Origin of the sequence: Cylindrospermum sp. FACHB-282 (genome assembly GCF_014697195.1) — a bacterium.
In the GTDB taxonomy this organism is placed as follows: domain Bacteria; phylum Cyanobacteriota; class Cyanobacteriia; order Cyanobacteriales; family Nostocaceae; genus Cylindrospermum.
Genome location: NZ_JACJRJ010000027.1, coordinates 53,747 through 70,219, shown reverse-complemented (window position 1 = coordinate 70,219; position 16,473 = coordinate 53,747). Strand labels below are relative to the sequence as shown.

Annotated in this window: 14 protein-coding genes and 1 tRNA gene; 3 read left to right on the top strand and 12 right to left on the bottom strand. The window is 41.0% G+C overall.

What is annotated here, in order from left to right:
• Positions 1-7 precede the first annotated feature (7 nt).
• Both H6G32_RS15265 and H6G32_RS15260 read right to left on the bottom strand, forming a co-directional pair.
• Positions 8-388, bottom strand: coding sequence for a YtxH domain-containing protein (locus H6G32_RS15265; protein WP_190459707.1), 381 nt, complete (start codon positions 386-388; stop codon positions 8-10).
• Positions 389-507: 119 nt separating this feature from the next.
• Positions 508-843, bottom strand: coding sequence for a hypothetical protein (locus H6G32_RS15260; protein WP_190459705.1), 336 nt, complete (start codon positions 841-843; stop codon positions 508-510).
• 756 nt (positions 844-1,599) lie between these two features.
• On the opposite strand from H6G32_RS15260, the gene H6G32_RS15255 reads away from it, so the two are divergent.
• Positions 1,600-1,914: a hypothetical protein gene (locus H6G32_RS15255; RefSeq protein ID WP_190459703.1), complete on the top strand. Its 315-nt coding sequence runs from the start codon at positions 1,600-1,602 to the stop codon at positions 1,912-1,914.
• Positions 1,915-1,974: 60 nt separating this feature from the next.
• Positions 1,975-2,568: a Uma2 family endonuclease gene (locus H6G32_RS15250; RefSeq protein ID WP_190459701.1), complete on the top strand. Its 594-nt coding sequence runs from the start codon at positions 1,975-1,977 to the stop codon at positions 2,566-2,568.
• Positions 2,569-2,590: 22 nt separating this feature from the next.
• Here the strand turns inward: H6G32_RS15250 and H6G32_RS15245 are convergent, their stop codons facing one another.
• The 6 genes from H6G32_RS15245 to H6G32_RS15220 all read right to left on the bottom strand — a co-directional run bounded on the left by H6G32_RS15245 (position 2,591) and on the right by H6G32_RS15220 (position 7,478).
• On the bottom strand, positions 2,591-2,806 hold the full coding sequence (locus H6G32_RS15245; protein WP_190459699.1) for a hypothetical protein: 216 nt from the start codon (positions 2,804-2,806) through the stop codon (positions 2,591-2,593).
• A 242-nt stretch (positions 2,807-3,048) separates the two neighbouring features.
• On the bottom strand, positions 3,049-4,188 hold the full coding sequence (locus H6G32_RS15240; protein ID WP_190459697.1) for a tyrosine-type recombinase/integrase: 1,140 nt from the start codon (positions 4,186-4,188) through the stop codon (positions 3,049-3,051).
• Between the two features lie 247 nt (positions 4,189-4,435).
• A tRNA-Phe gene (locus H6G32_RS15235) sits at positions 4,436-4,508 on the bottom strand.
• Between the two features lie 78 nt (positions 4,509-4,586).
• On the bottom strand, positions 4,587-5,435 hold the full coding sequence (locus H6G32_RS15230) for a metal ABC transporter permease (protein ID WP_190459695.1): 849 nt from the start codon (positions 5,433-5,435) through the stop codon (positions 4,587-4,589).
• A gap of 108 nt (positions 5,436-5,543) precedes the next feature.
• The gene (locus H6G32_RS15225) at positions 5,544-6,335 is read right to left on the bottom strand and encodes a metal ABC transporter ATP-binding protein (protein ID WP_190459693.1); all 792 of its coding nucleotides are present in this window, start codon (positions 6,333-6,335) and stop codon (positions 5,544-5,546) included.
• A 123-nt stretch (positions 6,336-6,458) separates the two neighbouring features.
• Entirely contained in the window at positions 6,459-7,478 is a 1,020-nt protein-coding gene (locus H6G32_RS15220) for a metal ABC transporter substrate-binding protein (RefSeq protein ID WP_190459691.1), read from the bottom strand.
• Between the two features lie 285 nt (positions 7,479-7,763).
• Between H6G32_RS15220 and H6G32_RS15215 the strand changes: the two genes are divergently transcribed.
• Positions 7,764-9,362, top strand: coding sequence for an iron uptake porin (locus tag H6G32_RS15215; RefSeq protein WP_190459689.1), 1,599 nt, complete (start codon positions 7,764-7,766; stop codon positions 9,360-9,362).
• 205 nt (positions 9,363-9,567) lie between these two features.
• On the opposite strand, the gene H6G32_RS15210 is transcribed toward H6G32_RS15215, so the two are convergent.
• The 4 genes from H6G32_RS15210 to H6G32_RS15195 form a co-directional block, all read right to left on the bottom strand.
• Positions 9,568-10,266 carry an Npun_F0296 family exosortase-dependent surface protein gene (locus tag H6G32_RS15210; protein WP_190459687.1) on the bottom strand — a complete coding sequence of 233 codons (699 nt, stop codon included), beginning with the start codon at positions 10,264-10,266 and terminating at the stop codon, positions 9,568-9,570.
• 754 nt (positions 10,267-11,020) lie between these two features.
• Complete coding sequence (locus H6G32_RS15205; RefSeq protein ID WP_190459685.1) at positions 11,021-12,748, bottom strand: Rqc2 family fibronectin-binding protein; 1,728 nt, start codon at positions 12,746-12,748, stop codon at positions 11,021-11,023.
• A gap of 754 nt (positions 12,749-13,502) precedes the next feature.
• Positions 13,503-14,771, bottom strand: coding sequence for a glycosyltransferase family 4 protein (locus H6G32_RS15200; protein WP_190459683.1), 1,269 nt, complete (start codon positions 14,769-14,771; stop codon positions 13,503-13,505).
• A gap of 1,135 nt (positions 14,772-15,906) precedes the next feature.
• Entirely contained in the window at positions 15,907-16,398 is a 492-nt protein-coding gene (locus H6G32_RS15195) for an RNA recognition motif domain-containing protein (protein WP_190459681.1), read from the bottom strand.
• Positions 16,399-16,473: the final 75 nt, after the last annotated feature.

Genomic DNA, 16,473 nt, shown 5'->3' with positions numbered 1-16,473 from the left:
ATGCCATTTATGAACGTTCTAGATGCTGGGTCAGAGACTCTGAGTCTTCTACTGTGTTAGAAGCCTCACTCCTTACATCAACAGTGGTTTGCCGCTTTAAGGTTTGGCTTTCGCGCTGAGTGGCATCTACACCAGCTGCGATCGCATCCCGCAGTCTATCTAAAGTTTCATCCCAGTTTCGCAGAGCACTGGCAGAGAGCCTGTCTGCTTGGATTTGCACACTCGTTGATAAATCTTCTGCCAACTCTGGTAAGGCATCAGCAGATTTTTTTAAAAGTTTACGGGTTTCGCGCCCTGTGCGTGGAGCAATCAGCAAACCGGTCAAAGCACCGATAGTAGCTCCCAGCATCAAACCGCCAACAAATACTCCAGAACGGTTATTAGACATCTTGTTGTTTTTCTCCTTAAACCCATTTTAGGTGGGTTTTATCCCCTTGCAAGCCAAGAGAGGGTTTTATTATCTGCTGACAATATATCAGCCAGAAATGTTGCTTTTATTAACATGCTTCATTTGACAACAACCTTTTTCTCAGATATCGGCCCTAGTCGCCCAAAATATCGCCGCCAAGTTTGTTGTCCTAGCAACAACAGGTTGATAATTTGCCGCACTTGTTGGATTTGCATTTGTACCCCCAGGTTAGCCTGTCGCAAGTTATAAATTGCCTCCTGGCTGGTATAAATATTTTCCGGTGCATTTTGCAGTGCTGCATGAGTTGCGCGTTCATAGGCGGTTAAGCGATTTGCTACGAATGCCAACAGAGGCTTAAGTTTCCAAACTCGCCAAGCCACGTAGAGTAATATCAGCGATATGAGAGTATTAATTACGACAACAAGCATTACCATTGTTTATCTTCACTCAAGTCTGATGGACTTTTCTGTAATTTTGACTTGGCTTTGAGTCCATGATAGCGGCAGAGTTCTTAGTTAATCAGTGTTATGATGCTTCTCTTTTATCTGCAATACACGATGTGAGTATGTAGACGAGCCAGCAATTAACCTTTTATAATCGACATTAAGATGGCAAAAATTGTAATTTTTTTAACAAAATAAGCTATAGCAAAACTTGCATGAACCCAAATTGCAGCGATTGGGATGATCATTTACCCGATCAAACCCAAGCAGGCTATCCAGAGTTACTTCGCTCACTATATAGCAGTCCTAAATCATTTGAACACAAAGATACCCGACTTCTTAGAGAAGTCGGGTATCTGACTCACTTTATGTTCACAAATCAAATAGGATTGCTATAGACTAATATTTGATGATGAGGCTGATAATGCCAGTCCAAACACTAACGAAGCAAAGCAGGCAAAGAAAGGTAAAGATATAGTTCCAGACAGTGCAATTTTTGAGAAAATTGGCAATCTTCGGAAAGAGGTAGCGAATCACATTTATTTACAGATTACTGCAACTCCTCAAAGCTTACTACTACAGCGGTATACAGAGATACTTGATAAAGTTTTAGCCGATTACCAAAATGATACTAACTATCAAAAAGTAGATATTGAATTCTTAATCGACATTCTTGAGCATTTGCCAAGCCGTAGTTGTTTTGGATATTCGTGGGAGGATAAACGAGTCAAAGAAGCACTTAAGGCTATGAAAATAGAGGGTATAGAAAAGGGTATCTTGAATGTTCGCCGAGGAAAAGAAGGGAAAGGACTTGAGTTAACCAATCAAAAAGATAGACCTTGGAAGGGTTCGGGTTTTGCACAAAGCAAATGGATTAGTGAACCTAGACAAAAAAATCCAGATGTTCCAACACTAGTTATTATGTACGAAAAAGGTGAGAAAAATAAGCAATGGGATGGGCAAAAGCTTTATCTTCCAACGCTGATTCTGCCGAAAAACAAGTTTGTTTTTATGTTCAATTATTCAAACGAATCTGAAGAAATTGAGGACGATTTAGACTAGTAGGATGAAAAGATTTCAGGTTCGCTCATAATTAAATTATCCCCTTCAGCAAAACAGATAATGGAAACCCTCACCCTCAACATACCCCCCGCCGTAGGTTTAACAGATGAGCAGTTTTATCAACTCTGCGTTGCTAACGAACCTTGGCAGTTAGAACTCACCAAGGAAGGAGAATTAATTATTATGCCTCCAACAGGTGGAGAAAGCGGTATTCGGAACTCAGATATTAACATCGACCTTGGTTTATGGAATCGTAAAACCAAGCTAGGGAAGGTTTTTGACTCTTCCACGGAGTTTAAATTACCTAGTGGTGCTTATCGCTGTCCTGATGCGGCTTGGGTGAAGCGAGAACGCTGGGAAGCTTTAACCCAAGAAGAAAAGCGACGTTTCCCACCTATATGTCCAGATTTTGTGATTGAACTGCGTTCTGAAAGTGATTCTTTAGAGAAATTACGCGCCAAAATGCGGGAATATCAAAATAATGGTGCAAGTTTAGGTTGGTTAATTGACCCGCAAACGCCTTTAGTAGAAATCTATCGGACTGGACTTGATGTGGAAACTCTAAATTTCTCTGTTGATAACCCCCCGCAACTTTCTGGAGAAGAGGTTTTACCTGGGTTTGTTCTAGATTTGACTTTAATTTTAAATCCTTAGTCAAATCATAGTCAAACCATAGTCAATATTTTGCGGGTTCTGGTGGTATGGCTAATTCTGGTGGTACAGGTAGAGTATCACCATCATAGAAAACAGCCGCTTTACCTTCACTTCTAGCAGCATTAACAGCTTGTCTAGCTTCCTCCCACGATGGAAGCGTTAGAAAATGCCATTCTCCAATATCATCGTTAGCAATGGCTATAGTGGTTTTATGTTGTGTCCAATCTTTATCTGACATACCTTACATCGTGGCAATTAGCAGATTAAGTATAAAACAAAGTCACAGTCCTTTGCATAAACTCTTTCGCCACCTTGATACATTGAGATTGCGTAATCCAAATATAATTAATGTAGTTGATTATTTATCTATACCACATCTGACTTTTGAGATGCCAGTATTAGGCGAACAACCATGCATAGCGTATTAAAAGAGGGATAGTATTGTTGTTTCTATCCCTTGTTATTGTATCGTAAGTGGTGTTAAAACTCAGGTACTTGAACGTGTCTGATAGTGCCTGCGTAGTGTTTCATTATTATCTCTGGAGAATTTCCCGCCCATTTTGCAACCTGTACCACACTTACACCAGCTTCTAAGCAGTTTGTGATAAAGGTATGCCGTGTATGGTACTGGGGACGGTAAGGAATATTTAATTCAGACATCACGCTTTTCCATGCTCGATTAAGGAAGTTGTGAGCATCAATTAAACCACCTTTAGGAGCTTTAAAAACTGGTGTATCTGCATTAGGATTACTTGGTTTAATGGTAAGTAAAAACTCTTTGAGTGATTGATTAATGGGGAATTTGCGGCTTTCATGAGTCTTGGTATCTTTACGATTTCCTTCTACAACCGCTTCACTGAAGGTAATTAATGTCAGATTACTATTGATATGACCCCAATTTAGTCCTATGGCCTCAGAGGTTCTACAACCTGTCATAAACAAAAATCTGACATAGTTTGTATAGTGACTGTAGTATCTATTCCTCTCAAAAGCCGCGATAATCTGTTCTTGCTCACCTCTGTTAAATGGGTTGATTGTTTCATCTTCATCTTTTACAGCTACTTTTATCTTTTGTGACATACCCACAAATGGGTTATTACGAATAAACTCAGAATCTATAGCCCAATCACAACAGGCTTTTAATTGAGTTAAGACACGCTTTGTTGCATCAGGAGTTAGTTGATCGAGCAAGAAATCTCTAATTATTACCGCTTCTGAAAGCTTATGCGTTGGTAAACTAGCAATGTGGTTTCTAGTCTTCTTAAAATCCTTATTAATAGTGGTTATGCTCACAGTTTTAGACTTATAAGCTGTGTACTTATCCCATAACTCAGTCAATGTTGGCTGTTGCTGACCTTCTGTTATGGGTACAACCAGGGTTAAATGACTTTGAGGTTTATATTTAGCTAATGTGGGGTCAAAGCGTTCAAATGCAATATCTGATTCTATCTGTCTAACTTTAGCCTCAGCCAGCTTGCGATTCTCTGGTGTATCTGCCATCCCCAAAGTTAGATACTTTTGTTTCCCCCCAAAAAGTTGACGTGGTAAACGTAATCTGAGTCTGTCTTGGAATGACTCAACCCCAACTGAACCTTTGGATGATTTATGTTCTACGTTCATTGTCATATCCTTATTAATTGACTATGCTTACTCCTCTACTCTATAATCATAGTCAATTCATAGTCAAAGTCAAGCCTTAAAATGAAAAAAATCCCGCTATAAAATAGACTCCTTGACGTAATCGTGGCGAGAACAAGAGCTTTAGTAGAGTTTTAATAGACAAAGGCTCAGTAAACACCTTGTCTACTAAGCCTTTGGATAAGCCGAAAATGGCTGAAGCCTTTGCTGTAACTGATTTTCTTAAAAATGCCAGGAACCGGACTTGAACCGGTGACACGAGGATTTTCAGTCCTCTGCTCTACCAACTGAGCTATCCCGGCGCGGGCTTTTATTCTCGCCACGATTACTAATATTAGCAAACAAATAAGGATTTGGCAAGGGGTTGGCAGAAAAAAGATTTAAGCTGCTTTTAACCCTAACTTCACCCAACTGAAAACAGCCACAAATACCAAGAACTGAACTAGAACGATACTAGGGCCGGATGCTAGGTTAAACATACCAGAGACAATCATACCAGCAATGCTGCTAGTTGAACCAACAATTACCGACAAAATCAGAAACCAGCTAAAGTGATGACTCATCAGCTTGGCTGTGGAAGCGGGAATTACCAAAAAGGCGTTTACCAATAAAACGCCAACGGCTTTAATCGCCACGGCTACGGCTAGGGAGAGCAAGACGACAAACCCATAGCGATATAATTGAACGGGAACGCCTTGGACTTGGGCCACATCGGGGTTAAGGGTCAACAAGATTTGCGATCGCAAAGTTGATAATAAAAAGATGCTGCTTCCCAATAGTACCAGCAGCGTCAAAATCAAATCAGTGGTATCAATTGCCAGAATATCGCCAAATAACACTGCCATTAAGTTACCGCGATATCCTTTAATCAGACTAGTGAGAATCACACCGAGGGCTAATGCACCTGATAGCACAATACTGAGAACGCTATCGCTGGCTAAATCAGTTTTGTCAATAAAGTAGAGGACAATAACGCCAAAAACTAAGGTAAAAGGCAACAGCATCCAAGTAGGATTTATCTGTAACAACACACCCAAGACTACCCCTACTAATGCCGCGTGACTAACAGCATGACTGAAAAAAGACAACTGGCGCAAGGTGACGAAACTACCCAGTATTCCCCCAAGTATTCCCATCAACACAGCGCCAGCGATCGCACGTTGCATAAATGGGAATTGTAACAAACTCACCAAGTCTTGACTATTAGTGATAGCTAAGTAGGTAAACATAATTAAGTGTAAAATGACAATTTTGTTCGTAGTGAGGGATTTATCCCTCAATCCAAGGATTTGAAGGACTAAAGTCCTGACTACGAACTTTTTTGAATTTTGAATTGCTTAATGGTGATGTTCGTAACGGCTAAAACCTGGGCCATAGGTTGCTAAGAGGTTTTGCGGGGAAAGGGCTATTTCTGGCTTACCAGTGCAAACGAGAGTTTGGTTAAGACAAAGAACGCGATCGCAATGACGGCTTACCATATCAATATCATGAGAAACTTGCAACACCGTCCAGCCCTCTTCCCGCTTTAATTGATTTAGTAATGCATAAAAATCTGCTGTACCTTGCACATCAACCCCAGCAAAAGCTTCATCGAGAATCAACAGTCTGCGAGGTGTCACCAAACAATAAGCCAGCAACACCCGCTTGAGTTGACCACCACTGAGAGTACCAATAGCTTGATGACGCAGATGATAAACATCAGTTCGCTGTAAAGCTTCAACTATTGCTGCTGATTTTTCCCGGTCTTGTCTCCATAGCTTAGGAAGCAAGAAAGTCTCCCTTTGGCCTTTAGCCTTTGGTCTTTTGCCTTCATTGGCCCATCCCAATCCTACTAATTCGCTGACAGAAATGGGAAAGCTACGGTCAAAGATGAAATTTTGCGGCATATAACCCAATAAATGCCGTTTACGTCCCAATCGTTTAATGGGTAAACCAAAGATTTCCACCGTACCAGCACTGCGAGGAATCAAATCTAAAATGGCTTTTACCAGGGTACTTTTACCCGCGCCATTTGGCCCAACTATAGCTGTATCTGTCCCTGGCAACAATTCAAAGGCAATATCCCGAACAGCTAGATAACTGCCTTGATATACAGTTAAACCATCTACTTTTAAAATTGGTAATGTCATTGGTATTTAGTAATCAGTCATCAAATTTTAGATTTGGTCTTGCCGCTTCATCCAAAATCCCAAATCTAAAATTGGGAAGATTATTGGTTAACGGGAATTCCCTGAATATAAACAATAAAAAAACTACTTACACCCTGAGGCTAAAGTTTGTAAATTAGTTTTCATCGCCTGGAAATAATACTGTGTATCTGTCTTGCCAGTTTCCAGAGAATCCAGGGTCTGCAAATTTAAATTCAAGTCTTGGGAGAGACTTTTCAGCAATTTATTATCTATACCGGGTTCACTAAATAAGGCTTTAACTTTGTATTTCTTAACTGCATTAACAGCATTTTGCACGTCGGTTGGTGAAAGTTGATCTTCGGGGATTTCCACCACGGCAACTTGCTTAAGATTATAGCGTTGGGCTAAGTAAGGAAATGCATCATGAAATGTCACAAAGGTGCAATTGGGAGTTTTTTGCAAAGTCTGTTGAAATTGATTATTTAAACTTTCTAATTCTTTGATATAAGCCGCAGAATTAGTTTGATAAGTTGCTTTATTTTCTGGATCTGCGGCAATTAAGCCATCTCTAATATTGACTACTTGCTGTTTTGCTAAAACTGGATCAAGCCAAACGTGAGGATTTCCATCTGCATGGTCGTGATCGTGGTCTGTTTCCGCTGTTGCTGTTTTGTCAACGGTTGAAATTTGATTTAAAGTTTTAATACCCTTACTGGCATTAATTTCTGCCAATTTAGGATTTTGGGCATTTTTGACCGTGGCTTCGAGAAATTTCTCCAACCCCAAACCATTTTTTACCAGTACATTTGCGGTGGCGATCGCTTTTACATTCTCCGGTGTCCCTTGGTAATCATGTACCTCTGTACCCGGTGGAACCAAAATTTCTACATCCGCTACATCCCCAGCTACCGCTTTGGTAAACAAATACACTGGCAAAAACGTCGTCACTACTTTAGTTTTTTGCCCTGCTGGAGTAGATGCAGCCTCCTGTGCTGGGGTTGATATTTCCGTATTTATTCCCTGAATATTGTTTGATTCTTTACAACCAAAAGTGATTGACAACAGGAGCAAAGTAATTAGCGTCAGGATGCCGTTACCGCTTCGTTGTCCATATACACTAAATCTTATGGGATTACAAATCACAGTTTTTCCCCTCCTCAAGGATGCTGGCTAAATCGCAGTTAAAATTTCTATTACCAGCATATATATTATAATAATTATCATTCTCATACAACAATAGTACCCATAATTCTGTGTAACAATAACGACAGATTTTTTTGAGGTAAGTTGAAGTAATGAGGACATCTTGACTTATTTTGTTAATTAGAATACAAATTCTTAATAGAATTGCTGAGATTGTTTTTTAATAAAATGTGCTTTCAAAAAAGCGCTGTTAGGTTGTGAACTTTAAATCAGGGGTGAGGAAAAATGTCAAAATTATGGAAATCTCTGCTGGCTAGTCCGGCAATTTGTGGTGCAATGCTATTTGTGAGTGCTGCTGCATTCGCAGGGGAAACACCAGCTATATCAGAAACTAGTGAACCGCTAGTTATGACGAATACAGATGCCCAAGTTGAAAATATTAGTCAAGAACAGGTAATGTCACAAGTTACCTCAGTGTCTCAGTTGTCGGATGTACAAGCCACAGACTGGGCTTTCCAAGCTTTACAATCGTTGGTAGAGCGTTACGGTTGTATTGCAGGCTACCCCAATGGCACTTATCGCGGTAATCGGGCGTTGACGCGATATGAGTTTGCTGCTGGTTTGAATGCTTGTCTAGATCGGGTTAATGAACTCATTGCCACTGGTACAGCCGACTTGGTGACAAAAGAAGACTTAACCACATTGCAAAAGCTGCAAGAGGAATTTTCCGCAGAACTGGCAACCTTACGCGGTCGTGTGGATGCACTCGAAGCTAAAACGTCTGAGTTAGAAGCAAATCAATTTTCTACCACTACCAAACTGCAAGGGCAAGTTGTCACAGTCATCAGCGATGTTTTGTCAGGTGATAAGGTTGGTACAAACATCACAGACAAGAATACAACACTTGGGGCGCGAGCACGTATTGAACTGGTGAGTAGCTTCACGGGGCAAGATACTCTTTTCACCAGAATCCAAACTAATAATATTCTCAGCCCTGACATCAACACAAGAGAAGGAAACCTGTTCTTCGCCGGTACAGATGGTACTAACGATGCTTTTATCGATTTACTGTATTATGCATTCCCTCTTGGTAAAGCAACTCAAGTAAAATTGATTGCCAATGCAGGTGCACCAGATGATGTTACTAGTACGGTGAATATCTTTGATGGTGATGGCGGCTTTGGTGCTTTGTCTACCTTTGGGACACGAAACCCAATTTATAACCAGATATCTGGTGCCGGGTTGGCCGTAAACCAATACTTTAGCCGGAATGTGTCACTCAGTTTAGCGTATTTAGCTGCTCCTGGTGTGGCTAATAACCCTGCCCCTAAGAATGGGTTGTTTGATGGTGGTTACGGTGCTTTGGCACAGTTGACTGTGAAACCAAGCGATCGCATTGCTGTAGGTTTAACATACATCAATTCTTACAAACAGCCGCTACTCACAGGTAGCAATGCTGCAACCACAGATATCACCAATGAAGCATTTTCCAGCAATTCCTACGGTCTCCAAGCATCCATCGGTGTTAGTGATAAATTTGTCTTGGGTGGTTGGGCTGGATATACCAACAGCCGCATTTTGACAGGGAACCGTGGAGATGTAGACATTTGGAACTATGCCGTTACCCTTGGCTTCCCCGACCTTGGTAAAAAAGGTAACTTGGCAGGTATCATCGTTGGGATGGAACCTAAGGTAACAAGTTCTAACGTCACAGGATTGAGCGAAGATCAGGATACTTCTTATCACGTTGAGGCGTTTTACCAATACAAGGTAAGTGACAATATCACCATTACCCCAGGAATTATCTGGCTGACTGCGCCAGATCATAACAATGACAATGACAATGTTGTGATTGGTGCGCTGAGAACTACATTCAGTTTCTAATACTTAAAGTCTCAGACGAAGACGCGAAGAACAACTTTGCGTCTTCCCTGTTTGGTAAAAGATCAAAATAAAAATAAAAACCCAGCATCTTTCCTGGGTTGGATATTTTAAATCTAGATTGTCAATTTAATTCTACTTTTAGCCTAATGCTAACTTGAGCCAGAATTAGTCTGAAATCTTTGCAATTCCAAGCTTGTGCTGTTATTTAGACTGTCTTGAATTTCCGTTTTGCAAATGTGCCAGCACCCAAAGCACCGAAGGCTAATAAACCCAATATAGAACCAGGTTCAGGAACAGCTACTCTATAGGCATGGTTATCAGTTTCAAACGCATTTGAAGTTGATTTCAGGACTACCTTGTCAAAGGTCTGTCCCGCATCTGCGAAGAAATTAACAAAAACATTGTCCTGAGGACTAGTTTGATTCCCACTAGCAGTAGTGCCAGGGACATTGCTGCCAGTAAAAGATTGCAACAAACTACCGCCGCTATAGAATTCAATGGAATTATATGTATCCACTGAACCCCAGTGCAAGCCAAAGTAATCAAGTGCTTTATCAAAAAGAATACTCACAGAACCAGTGTTACCAGGGACACCAACGCTTGTGGTAGGAGAAATTGTCAGGTACTTGCTGGTATCACCAAATGGGTTAGCATATTGCCCGCTGACGTTGCCTGAAACTACCGTAGGAGTACCAACAGGAGAAGAGTATTTTGCAAATCCAGTAGTTGGTGCTACACCATTGTTAAAGTCAATTGTAATAGCTCCTGACTGATTGGAGATGATCCCATTGGGTGTAGGAGTTGAACTTCCGTTAACTAGGGTAATAGCGCTAGCAGGGTTAGCACTAATTAAAAAAAATGTAGTTCCAACTAAAGCTAATGAAATTTTTTCGAGAGCAAACATGACTTTTTTAACTTGTGATTTTCTTTCTATACCTTACTTTGACACTTAGACTGGCATTTTTGCAGCCATTAGTATGATTTTTTACAAAAAAAATATTTTTCAAGATTTATTTTAAAGATGAGAAAAAGACTTTTATGAGTGTTGCTGACACTGAGAGAATTTAGGCAATGAGCTAAATATCGTCGATTTTAGGGTATTTTTTGGTAGAAATAATAGAAATTAGATAAATTACTCCACTCAAGACTTTTATTATTAAAGTGTATTATTTTACACTAATCTCCCTTGCTGACTTTTAGTCAGCTATCGTCGGGGGATGTATCTTTCTTCACCCGTGATTCATCTCACCGCCAAATCAGAGATTATGGCGGGAGCATTCTCACGGAGTTAGCTAAACTCCAGTAGGGAAGCTTGTCTCAGACCAGCGAGGAAAAAGTGTGCTAGCTCAAAAAAAAGACCAGCCTCCCACAGCTAGCCTTTAAAAGTGTTTTTCGCGTTGTCTTCTCAATAGAGTTAAAACCAAATTGCGCGTTCCCAAAATGCAACGGGCAACTTTTCTTAACAAGATTGTAACAGTCAACACAGTTTTTTCGTGAATATCCAACAAAAAAGATATTCATTTAGATTGGAAGTTTCTCTCTGCCGGGGGATGTGGTCAGTCGGAGAAGAATCACTAATCCCCAATGACCAATGACCAATGACTAATGACTAATGACTAATGACTAATGACTAATGACTAATGACTAATGACTAATGACTAATGACTAATGACTGATTGCGGTTGTCCCCAAAGGATGGTTTCTTGCTTGTAAATGGCAATTCCGGGTTTGGCTCCTTTGGGCTTGTAGACGTGCTTGGGCTGAGTGTAAACTACTGGTACTTGCTCACTTTGGCGGGCGCGACTGAAGTAGGCGGTGAGATTGGCCACAAATTGCAAATCAGCTTCTTCGGGGACTGCACCGGGTTCGAGACGCAGTAGTAAATGGCTTCCGGGAATTTCTTGGGCGTGAAACCACAGGTCATAATCCCCAGCGACACGAAATGTTAAGTGGTCATTCTGGCGATTGTTGCGACCGATTAAGACTTCAAAGCCGCTGGGGGTGCGGTAACGATGAAAGTTGGTACTGGCGCTTTCGGTGGCACTGCGGTGGCGATATTCTGGGTCTTCTAGATATTTTTGCCCAATTAGCTCGTCGCGGATTTCTTCGAGGGCTTGTAAATCTTCTGTGGTTTGGTAGTGATCTATTTGGGCGATCGCAGCTTCCACTTGCTCTAAATACTCAACTTCTGCTTGCACCTCCAGAAATAGCGGTTCAACAGCAATGCGCGCACGTTTTAGCTTTTGGTGCTGTTTGTAAAGCTTTTGAGCATTTTGGACGGCGTTTTTATCTGGTAGGAGTGCGATCGCCACAGGCTTACCACTATCAAAGTCTGGGAGGATAATTTCTTTCATTCCCGGTTCCCAGTTGTGCAAGTTAGCCATTAACAAATCAGCTTTTTGCTTCCATTGATCCGCTTGATCTGACTGCTGCAAGCGATCGGCAAAGGTTTGCCTTTTCTGCCGTAATTTTGCCAGAATATTCTGCAATTTCTGACTCAGCTGATGGCGAACTTGAGAAAATAACTGTTGATTTATCTGATCTGTATAGTAGCGGTTAAGTAATTCTTGGATATCTTTGGTGGTAGCAATTGCGCCCCAACCCATCACAGTGTATCCGTCTTTAGTCCAAGCAGGTTGAAATTTACCAATTTCTAAAGCTTGTAGCCATTCTTGCCAGCGCTCAAATAGCCTTTGCCAGTCCTCCGGAGTGAGGGTATCGGTGGTTGTTTCTGGTGCTAAATTTGCTGCTAGTAACATTGAATCTAACAGTGCCGCACTCAAACCGCGATAACTTTTCAGCAACTGCTTTTTGATGGCTCCTGGGACTAAACTTACCCGTTCTTGCCAACGTTCTGGGGATTCGCTCAAACTGGGGATGGGGCCTGTGAGTTTCGGTGGTATTTCATAAGGCTGTCCGGTTTGGATGGGACGGACGCTGGATTGCTGCTGACTAACTTGATGGGCGGCGGTGATAATTAAATTGTTGGCGTCGGTGAGGATGGCGTTGCTATATTTGCCCATGACTTCTACATACAAGTGATATAGGGCGCTGTCTCCAGGCCGACGGGCAAATTGCAAATCAACAACACGCTCCCACGGTGCGATCGCTTCAATTGCCACCAGGGCTAAACCACCCAACTGGTGTACTAGTTGTTGGCTAAAGGTAAAAGTATCTTGTAGGCGTGGTGGCGGTTCGCCAATACAAATATGTGCAGCTTGGGGATGCCAGCAAATATCTAGCCAAACCCTTGTTTGTAGGGTACGTAATGCCACTGCAATAGTATAGCGATCGCGCTGGTAAACCTGCTCTGTTCGCGAGGGTAGCCAGTTAGCGCGTAGTTCGCTACAAGTTGCGGTCAGAGTAGTAAAGTCAACTGGTTGCAAAACGATTCATCACAATAGTATAGTTTTTCTATCAAGGCTATCAGCCAACAACAAAACCGTTAGATGCTCCGATTTGCCTCAGAATAATTCTAACGGTTACTACTGCACTATTGATTTGACTTGTTCTCAGCTATTTTTAGCCAAGCAGATTCAAGCAACTATGAACTAGTAAGTGTAAATGCTTTCGCCTGTTCAGGAGCTATAAATAACCCCAAGGTGACCAATCCTAAAACCAAAAGTGATTTACACTGGCTTGTGTACTTCTATAAAAGCAGAGTCATAATTTATTGTTAAAAATCAATAAACTAGATGATACCAAGTTAAAGGCACTGTTTTAGGAGCTTTAAATAAACAATATGCTCTTTTTATGGCAATTTTAAAATGAGTAAATCTTTTAAATCAAACTAGTAATATTACTTAAATTAATCGTAAAAATTAGATAGTCATTGTTCAAAATTCAAAAAAATTACGCATAAATGCGTAAATAAAAACCAACATAATACTGACAGTGTAAAATCCCCCACGTTTTAGTTGGGGGGTTTCATTAAAGTTATCCTTTCATTGGCGGTTCCTTATCCAAAATCTACTCGTTAGATGGGTCAACTCGCGGCTTTTTGGCGGCATCACCCAATATCTTGGGTGAGAACGAGATTGTAAAAGCTGCCTTCCTTGCGTTGGAACCGCCAATTTTGGACAGGTTTTTCCCAAGGATGAGCTTAGGTCTGACGACTACTCAAATAGGCTCAGAGAGCTTCTATGTAGTCAGCAAAGCGGGTTCTTTAACTGGTTGCTCCAACAGTTGAGTGTATAACTCATCAAGGCGTTGTGCTACACCATCCCAACTAAACTTGTTGATGACACACTTTCTGCCAGCTTTACCCAATTCGTTAAGCCATTCTGGATTAATCAGAATTCGGTCAATGGCGGTACTAAAAGCGGCTACGTCTTGTGGTGGTACTAATAAACCAGTTTTTTCATGAACAACAGTAAACTGAAGTCCGCCGACATCACTGGCTACTACTGGTGTGCCACTTGCCATTGCTTCGATTGCCACCAGTCCAAAGGGTTCGTAGTGGCTGGGAACGACACAAACATCAGCCGCGGCGTAATAAGCTGGCAGAATTTCCTGACTAAGCTGACCGGGAAAGGTGGTAAATTCACTCATTCCCAATTCGTTGACAATTTGCTCAATGCGATCGCGTTCTCTGCCGTCGCTGTTACCTGGAGTACTACCACCACCAATAATTAGCTGCACTTTTTGCGATCCATGTAACTTAGACTCGCGCACTGCTCGTACCAAGGTTTCTATACCTTTACGTCGGTCAAAACGCCCTACGTACAACACAACTTTGGCTTCTGGGTCAATTCCTAACTGGGCCCTTGCCGCTTGTGGTTCAACTGAACCGTACCGCCGAATATCTGTACCGCAGGGAATAATGTCAACTTCACCTTTAGAAGAAACAAGCGATCGCATATGTTGCTTTTCTTGCGGACTGGTAGCAATGATTCTCTCCGCTGTTTCCAACACTTGTTTTTCCACAGCTAAACGCTGATTAGCAACTAGGGGAATATTATCTATCGTGTTATACTTGACGGCTCCTAAAGAGTGGTAAGTGTGAACCTGTTTACTACCTTGAATTGCCTTTAATTGCATCCCTACCCAGCTAGATAGCCAGTAGTTAGAGTGAACCAAGGGATATGTGATTCCGTTCACTCTTTGGAATTTGAGCAACTGCTCTACAAATTCTGGCAAATACTTAAAACCATTGTCCCGTGGTACAAACTCCACCGGGCCAGCCGTTAAACGAATTGTTCGACAATTGCGGCTATGTTGAACAATCGTTTCTTGGTCAGCACTCACTTTGCGGCTAAACATATCAACTTTCCATCCTAGCAGGGCTAGTGATTCACCCACTTGGCGGACGTAAACATTTTGTCCTCCAGCTTCTTCTTTCCCTATTTCAATCGCTGGGTCTCCGTGGACTGAAATTAAGGCGATGCGTTTTTCAGTGGTAGAGTTCATGGTTTGTGTGTTGCTGATTTTAACAAGGTAGCAGGCGGTTCCAAGTTTGCGGGTAGCACGCTTACCTGAATAATGTAGTGAACTTTGATGAATCTTTATTTTAATTTAATTATGTCAAAGAATTCTATATATTTGCTACTGAAACTAAGCTGTTTAACTATTTATTTGTATTTAATTTATTTATATATAAATCCCTATATTCATATCTAATACTTTAGATAAATATCCATCTATCTATTTGTGTTGTTTATGCCAATAAAATCTGCCACGTATATGAATTCATAACGTGATTAAATACTGCTGTATAAACACTCCAGCGTCATAGCAAATTTAAAATACTTTATTTAATTTGAGTACTTTAAATTATGCTACTGAATCAGAAATTTAACGCTAATTAAGAGTGAACTAGATAATGTAAATTATCAAAAACAATCCTGTGATCAAGAAAATTTATTTAGACAACCATCTGGTTGAGTAAAATGTATTAACTTATACTATTATTAAAAGCTGTAAGCTTTTTGTTAATTACAATACATTTTTATAAAAAATACGGAAATAACAGTATTAATAATTTATATTGCTAAATATTAAGATAATTTTCCAGGCTGCATATAAGGTTGATGATGCTGACTGCTAAGAGCAAATAGGTTTAGCCAAACCCGATTAATTTCTTAAAGCTATGGTTTACATTGGTTAACCGAGGGTTTTACTTTTGCCTATTGCCTTCTGCTATATAATCTCGTTTTCACACAAGATATTGGGTGATGCCGCGCTGCGCACCGAGTTTAGCCATTTAACGAATAGATTTCGGATAACTTTAATGAAACCGCAAGTCACCAGCAAGCAACCCGATGGATGCAGCATTCTTATCTGAGGTAGAAATGCAAAACCCCCTCAGTTGCACCCTTTTACACGGGATTTTGACTGGAGGGGCTAGGATTTTTTCCTGTTTTTGCACCTTTCTCAAGGGAAAAGTTTTCAGCACATAATTACGCCAATGTTGAGGGAGGTTATCGAGGTTTTTGACAAACTTCTTCCCACCATTAAACTAAGGAGCTAAGGAATAATTGACAATTAAAAATTAAAAATCAAAAATTATTCTGATTTTTAATTTTTAATCTTTCTCCCTTAGGGATCAATTTGTAGCTTGTGCGGCTAGCATCTGCTTTAGCTTTTCTAATTCAGAAGCCCAACGGGGATCTGGACGAATAGCATCTGAATCACCAGCAGGAGTAGTTTCACGCGCACCGCCACCACGTCGGGGCTTCTTGGAGCCTTTTTCGCGACGGCTGCTTTCTTTGTTGGTGCTAGGAGTAGGGGTAACACTGGCATGACTAGCCACTTTCGGGGCTTGCTCCTCGCCTTCCTCGCCTTTTGTACGAGGTAATGCCTTCTCTAGCTTAATCGGCGTGTCTTTGAACAATTGACCATTATACTTTTCGATAATTTGATCTGCTTGTTCGTCGTTGTTCACCGTGAGAAAACCGAAACCACGGCACTTGCCAGTTTTCCGGTCTTTAATTAGTTTAGTGGTGACAGCTTCGCCCTCTGCTGCAAAAACTGCTTGCAACTCTTGACGATCTATTTCTTCTTTTGGCAAATTGCCTATATATAGGCGAACGGACATGAACTATACCTCCAGAGTTGAAATGAACTTGTTTTGGCCTGAAAACAATAACTTGGCTTTGGCTTTTAAATAGAT

Coding starts and splice junctions, on each gene's coding strand:
- H6G32_RS15265 (WP_190459707.1), bottom strand. CDS start 388: ATGTCTAATAACCGTTCTGGAGTATTTGTTGGCGGTTTGATGCTGGGA.
- H6G32_RS15260 (WP_190459705.1), bottom strand. CDS start 843: ATGGTAATGCTTGTTGTCGTAATTAATACTCTCATATCGCTGATATTA.
- H6G32_RS15255 (WP_190459703.1), top strand. CDS start 1,600: ATGAAAATAGAGGGTATAGAAAAGGGTATCTTGAATGTTCGCCGAGGA.
- H6G32_RS15250 (WP_190459701.1), top strand. CDS start 1,975: ATGGAAACCCTCACCCTCAACATACCCCCCGCCGTAGGTTTAACAGAT.
- H6G32_RS15245 (WP_190459699.1), bottom strand. CDS start 2,806: ATGTCAGATAAAGATTGGACACAACATAAAACCACTATAGCCATTGCT.
- H6G32_RS15240 (WP_190459697.1), bottom strand. CDS start 4,188: ATGAACGTAGAACATAAATCATCCAAAGGTTCAGTTGGGGTTGAGTCA.
- H6G32_RS15230 (WP_190459695.1), bottom strand. CDS start 5,435: ATGTTTACCTACTTAGCTATCACTAATAGTCAAGACTTGGTGAGTTTG.
- H6G32_RS15225 (WP_190459693.1), bottom strand. CDS start 6,335: ATGACATTACCAATTTTAAAAGTAGATGGTTTAACTGTATATCAAGGC.
- H6G32_RS15215 (WP_190459689.1), top strand. CDS start 7,764: ATGTCAAAATTATGGAAATCTCTGCTGGCTAGTCCGGCAATTTGTGGT.
- H6G32_RS15210 (WP_190459687.1), bottom strand. CDS start 10,266: ATGTTTGCTCTCGAAAAAATTTCATTAGCTTTAGTTGGAACTACATTT.
- H6G32_RS15200 (WP_190459683.1), bottom strand. CDS start 14,771: ATGAACTCTACCACTGAAAAACGCATCGCCTTAATTTCAGTCCACGGA.
- H6G32_RS15195 (WP_190459681.1), bottom strand. CDS start 16,398: ATGTCCGTTCGCCTATATATAGGCAATTTGCCAAAAGAAGAAATAGAT.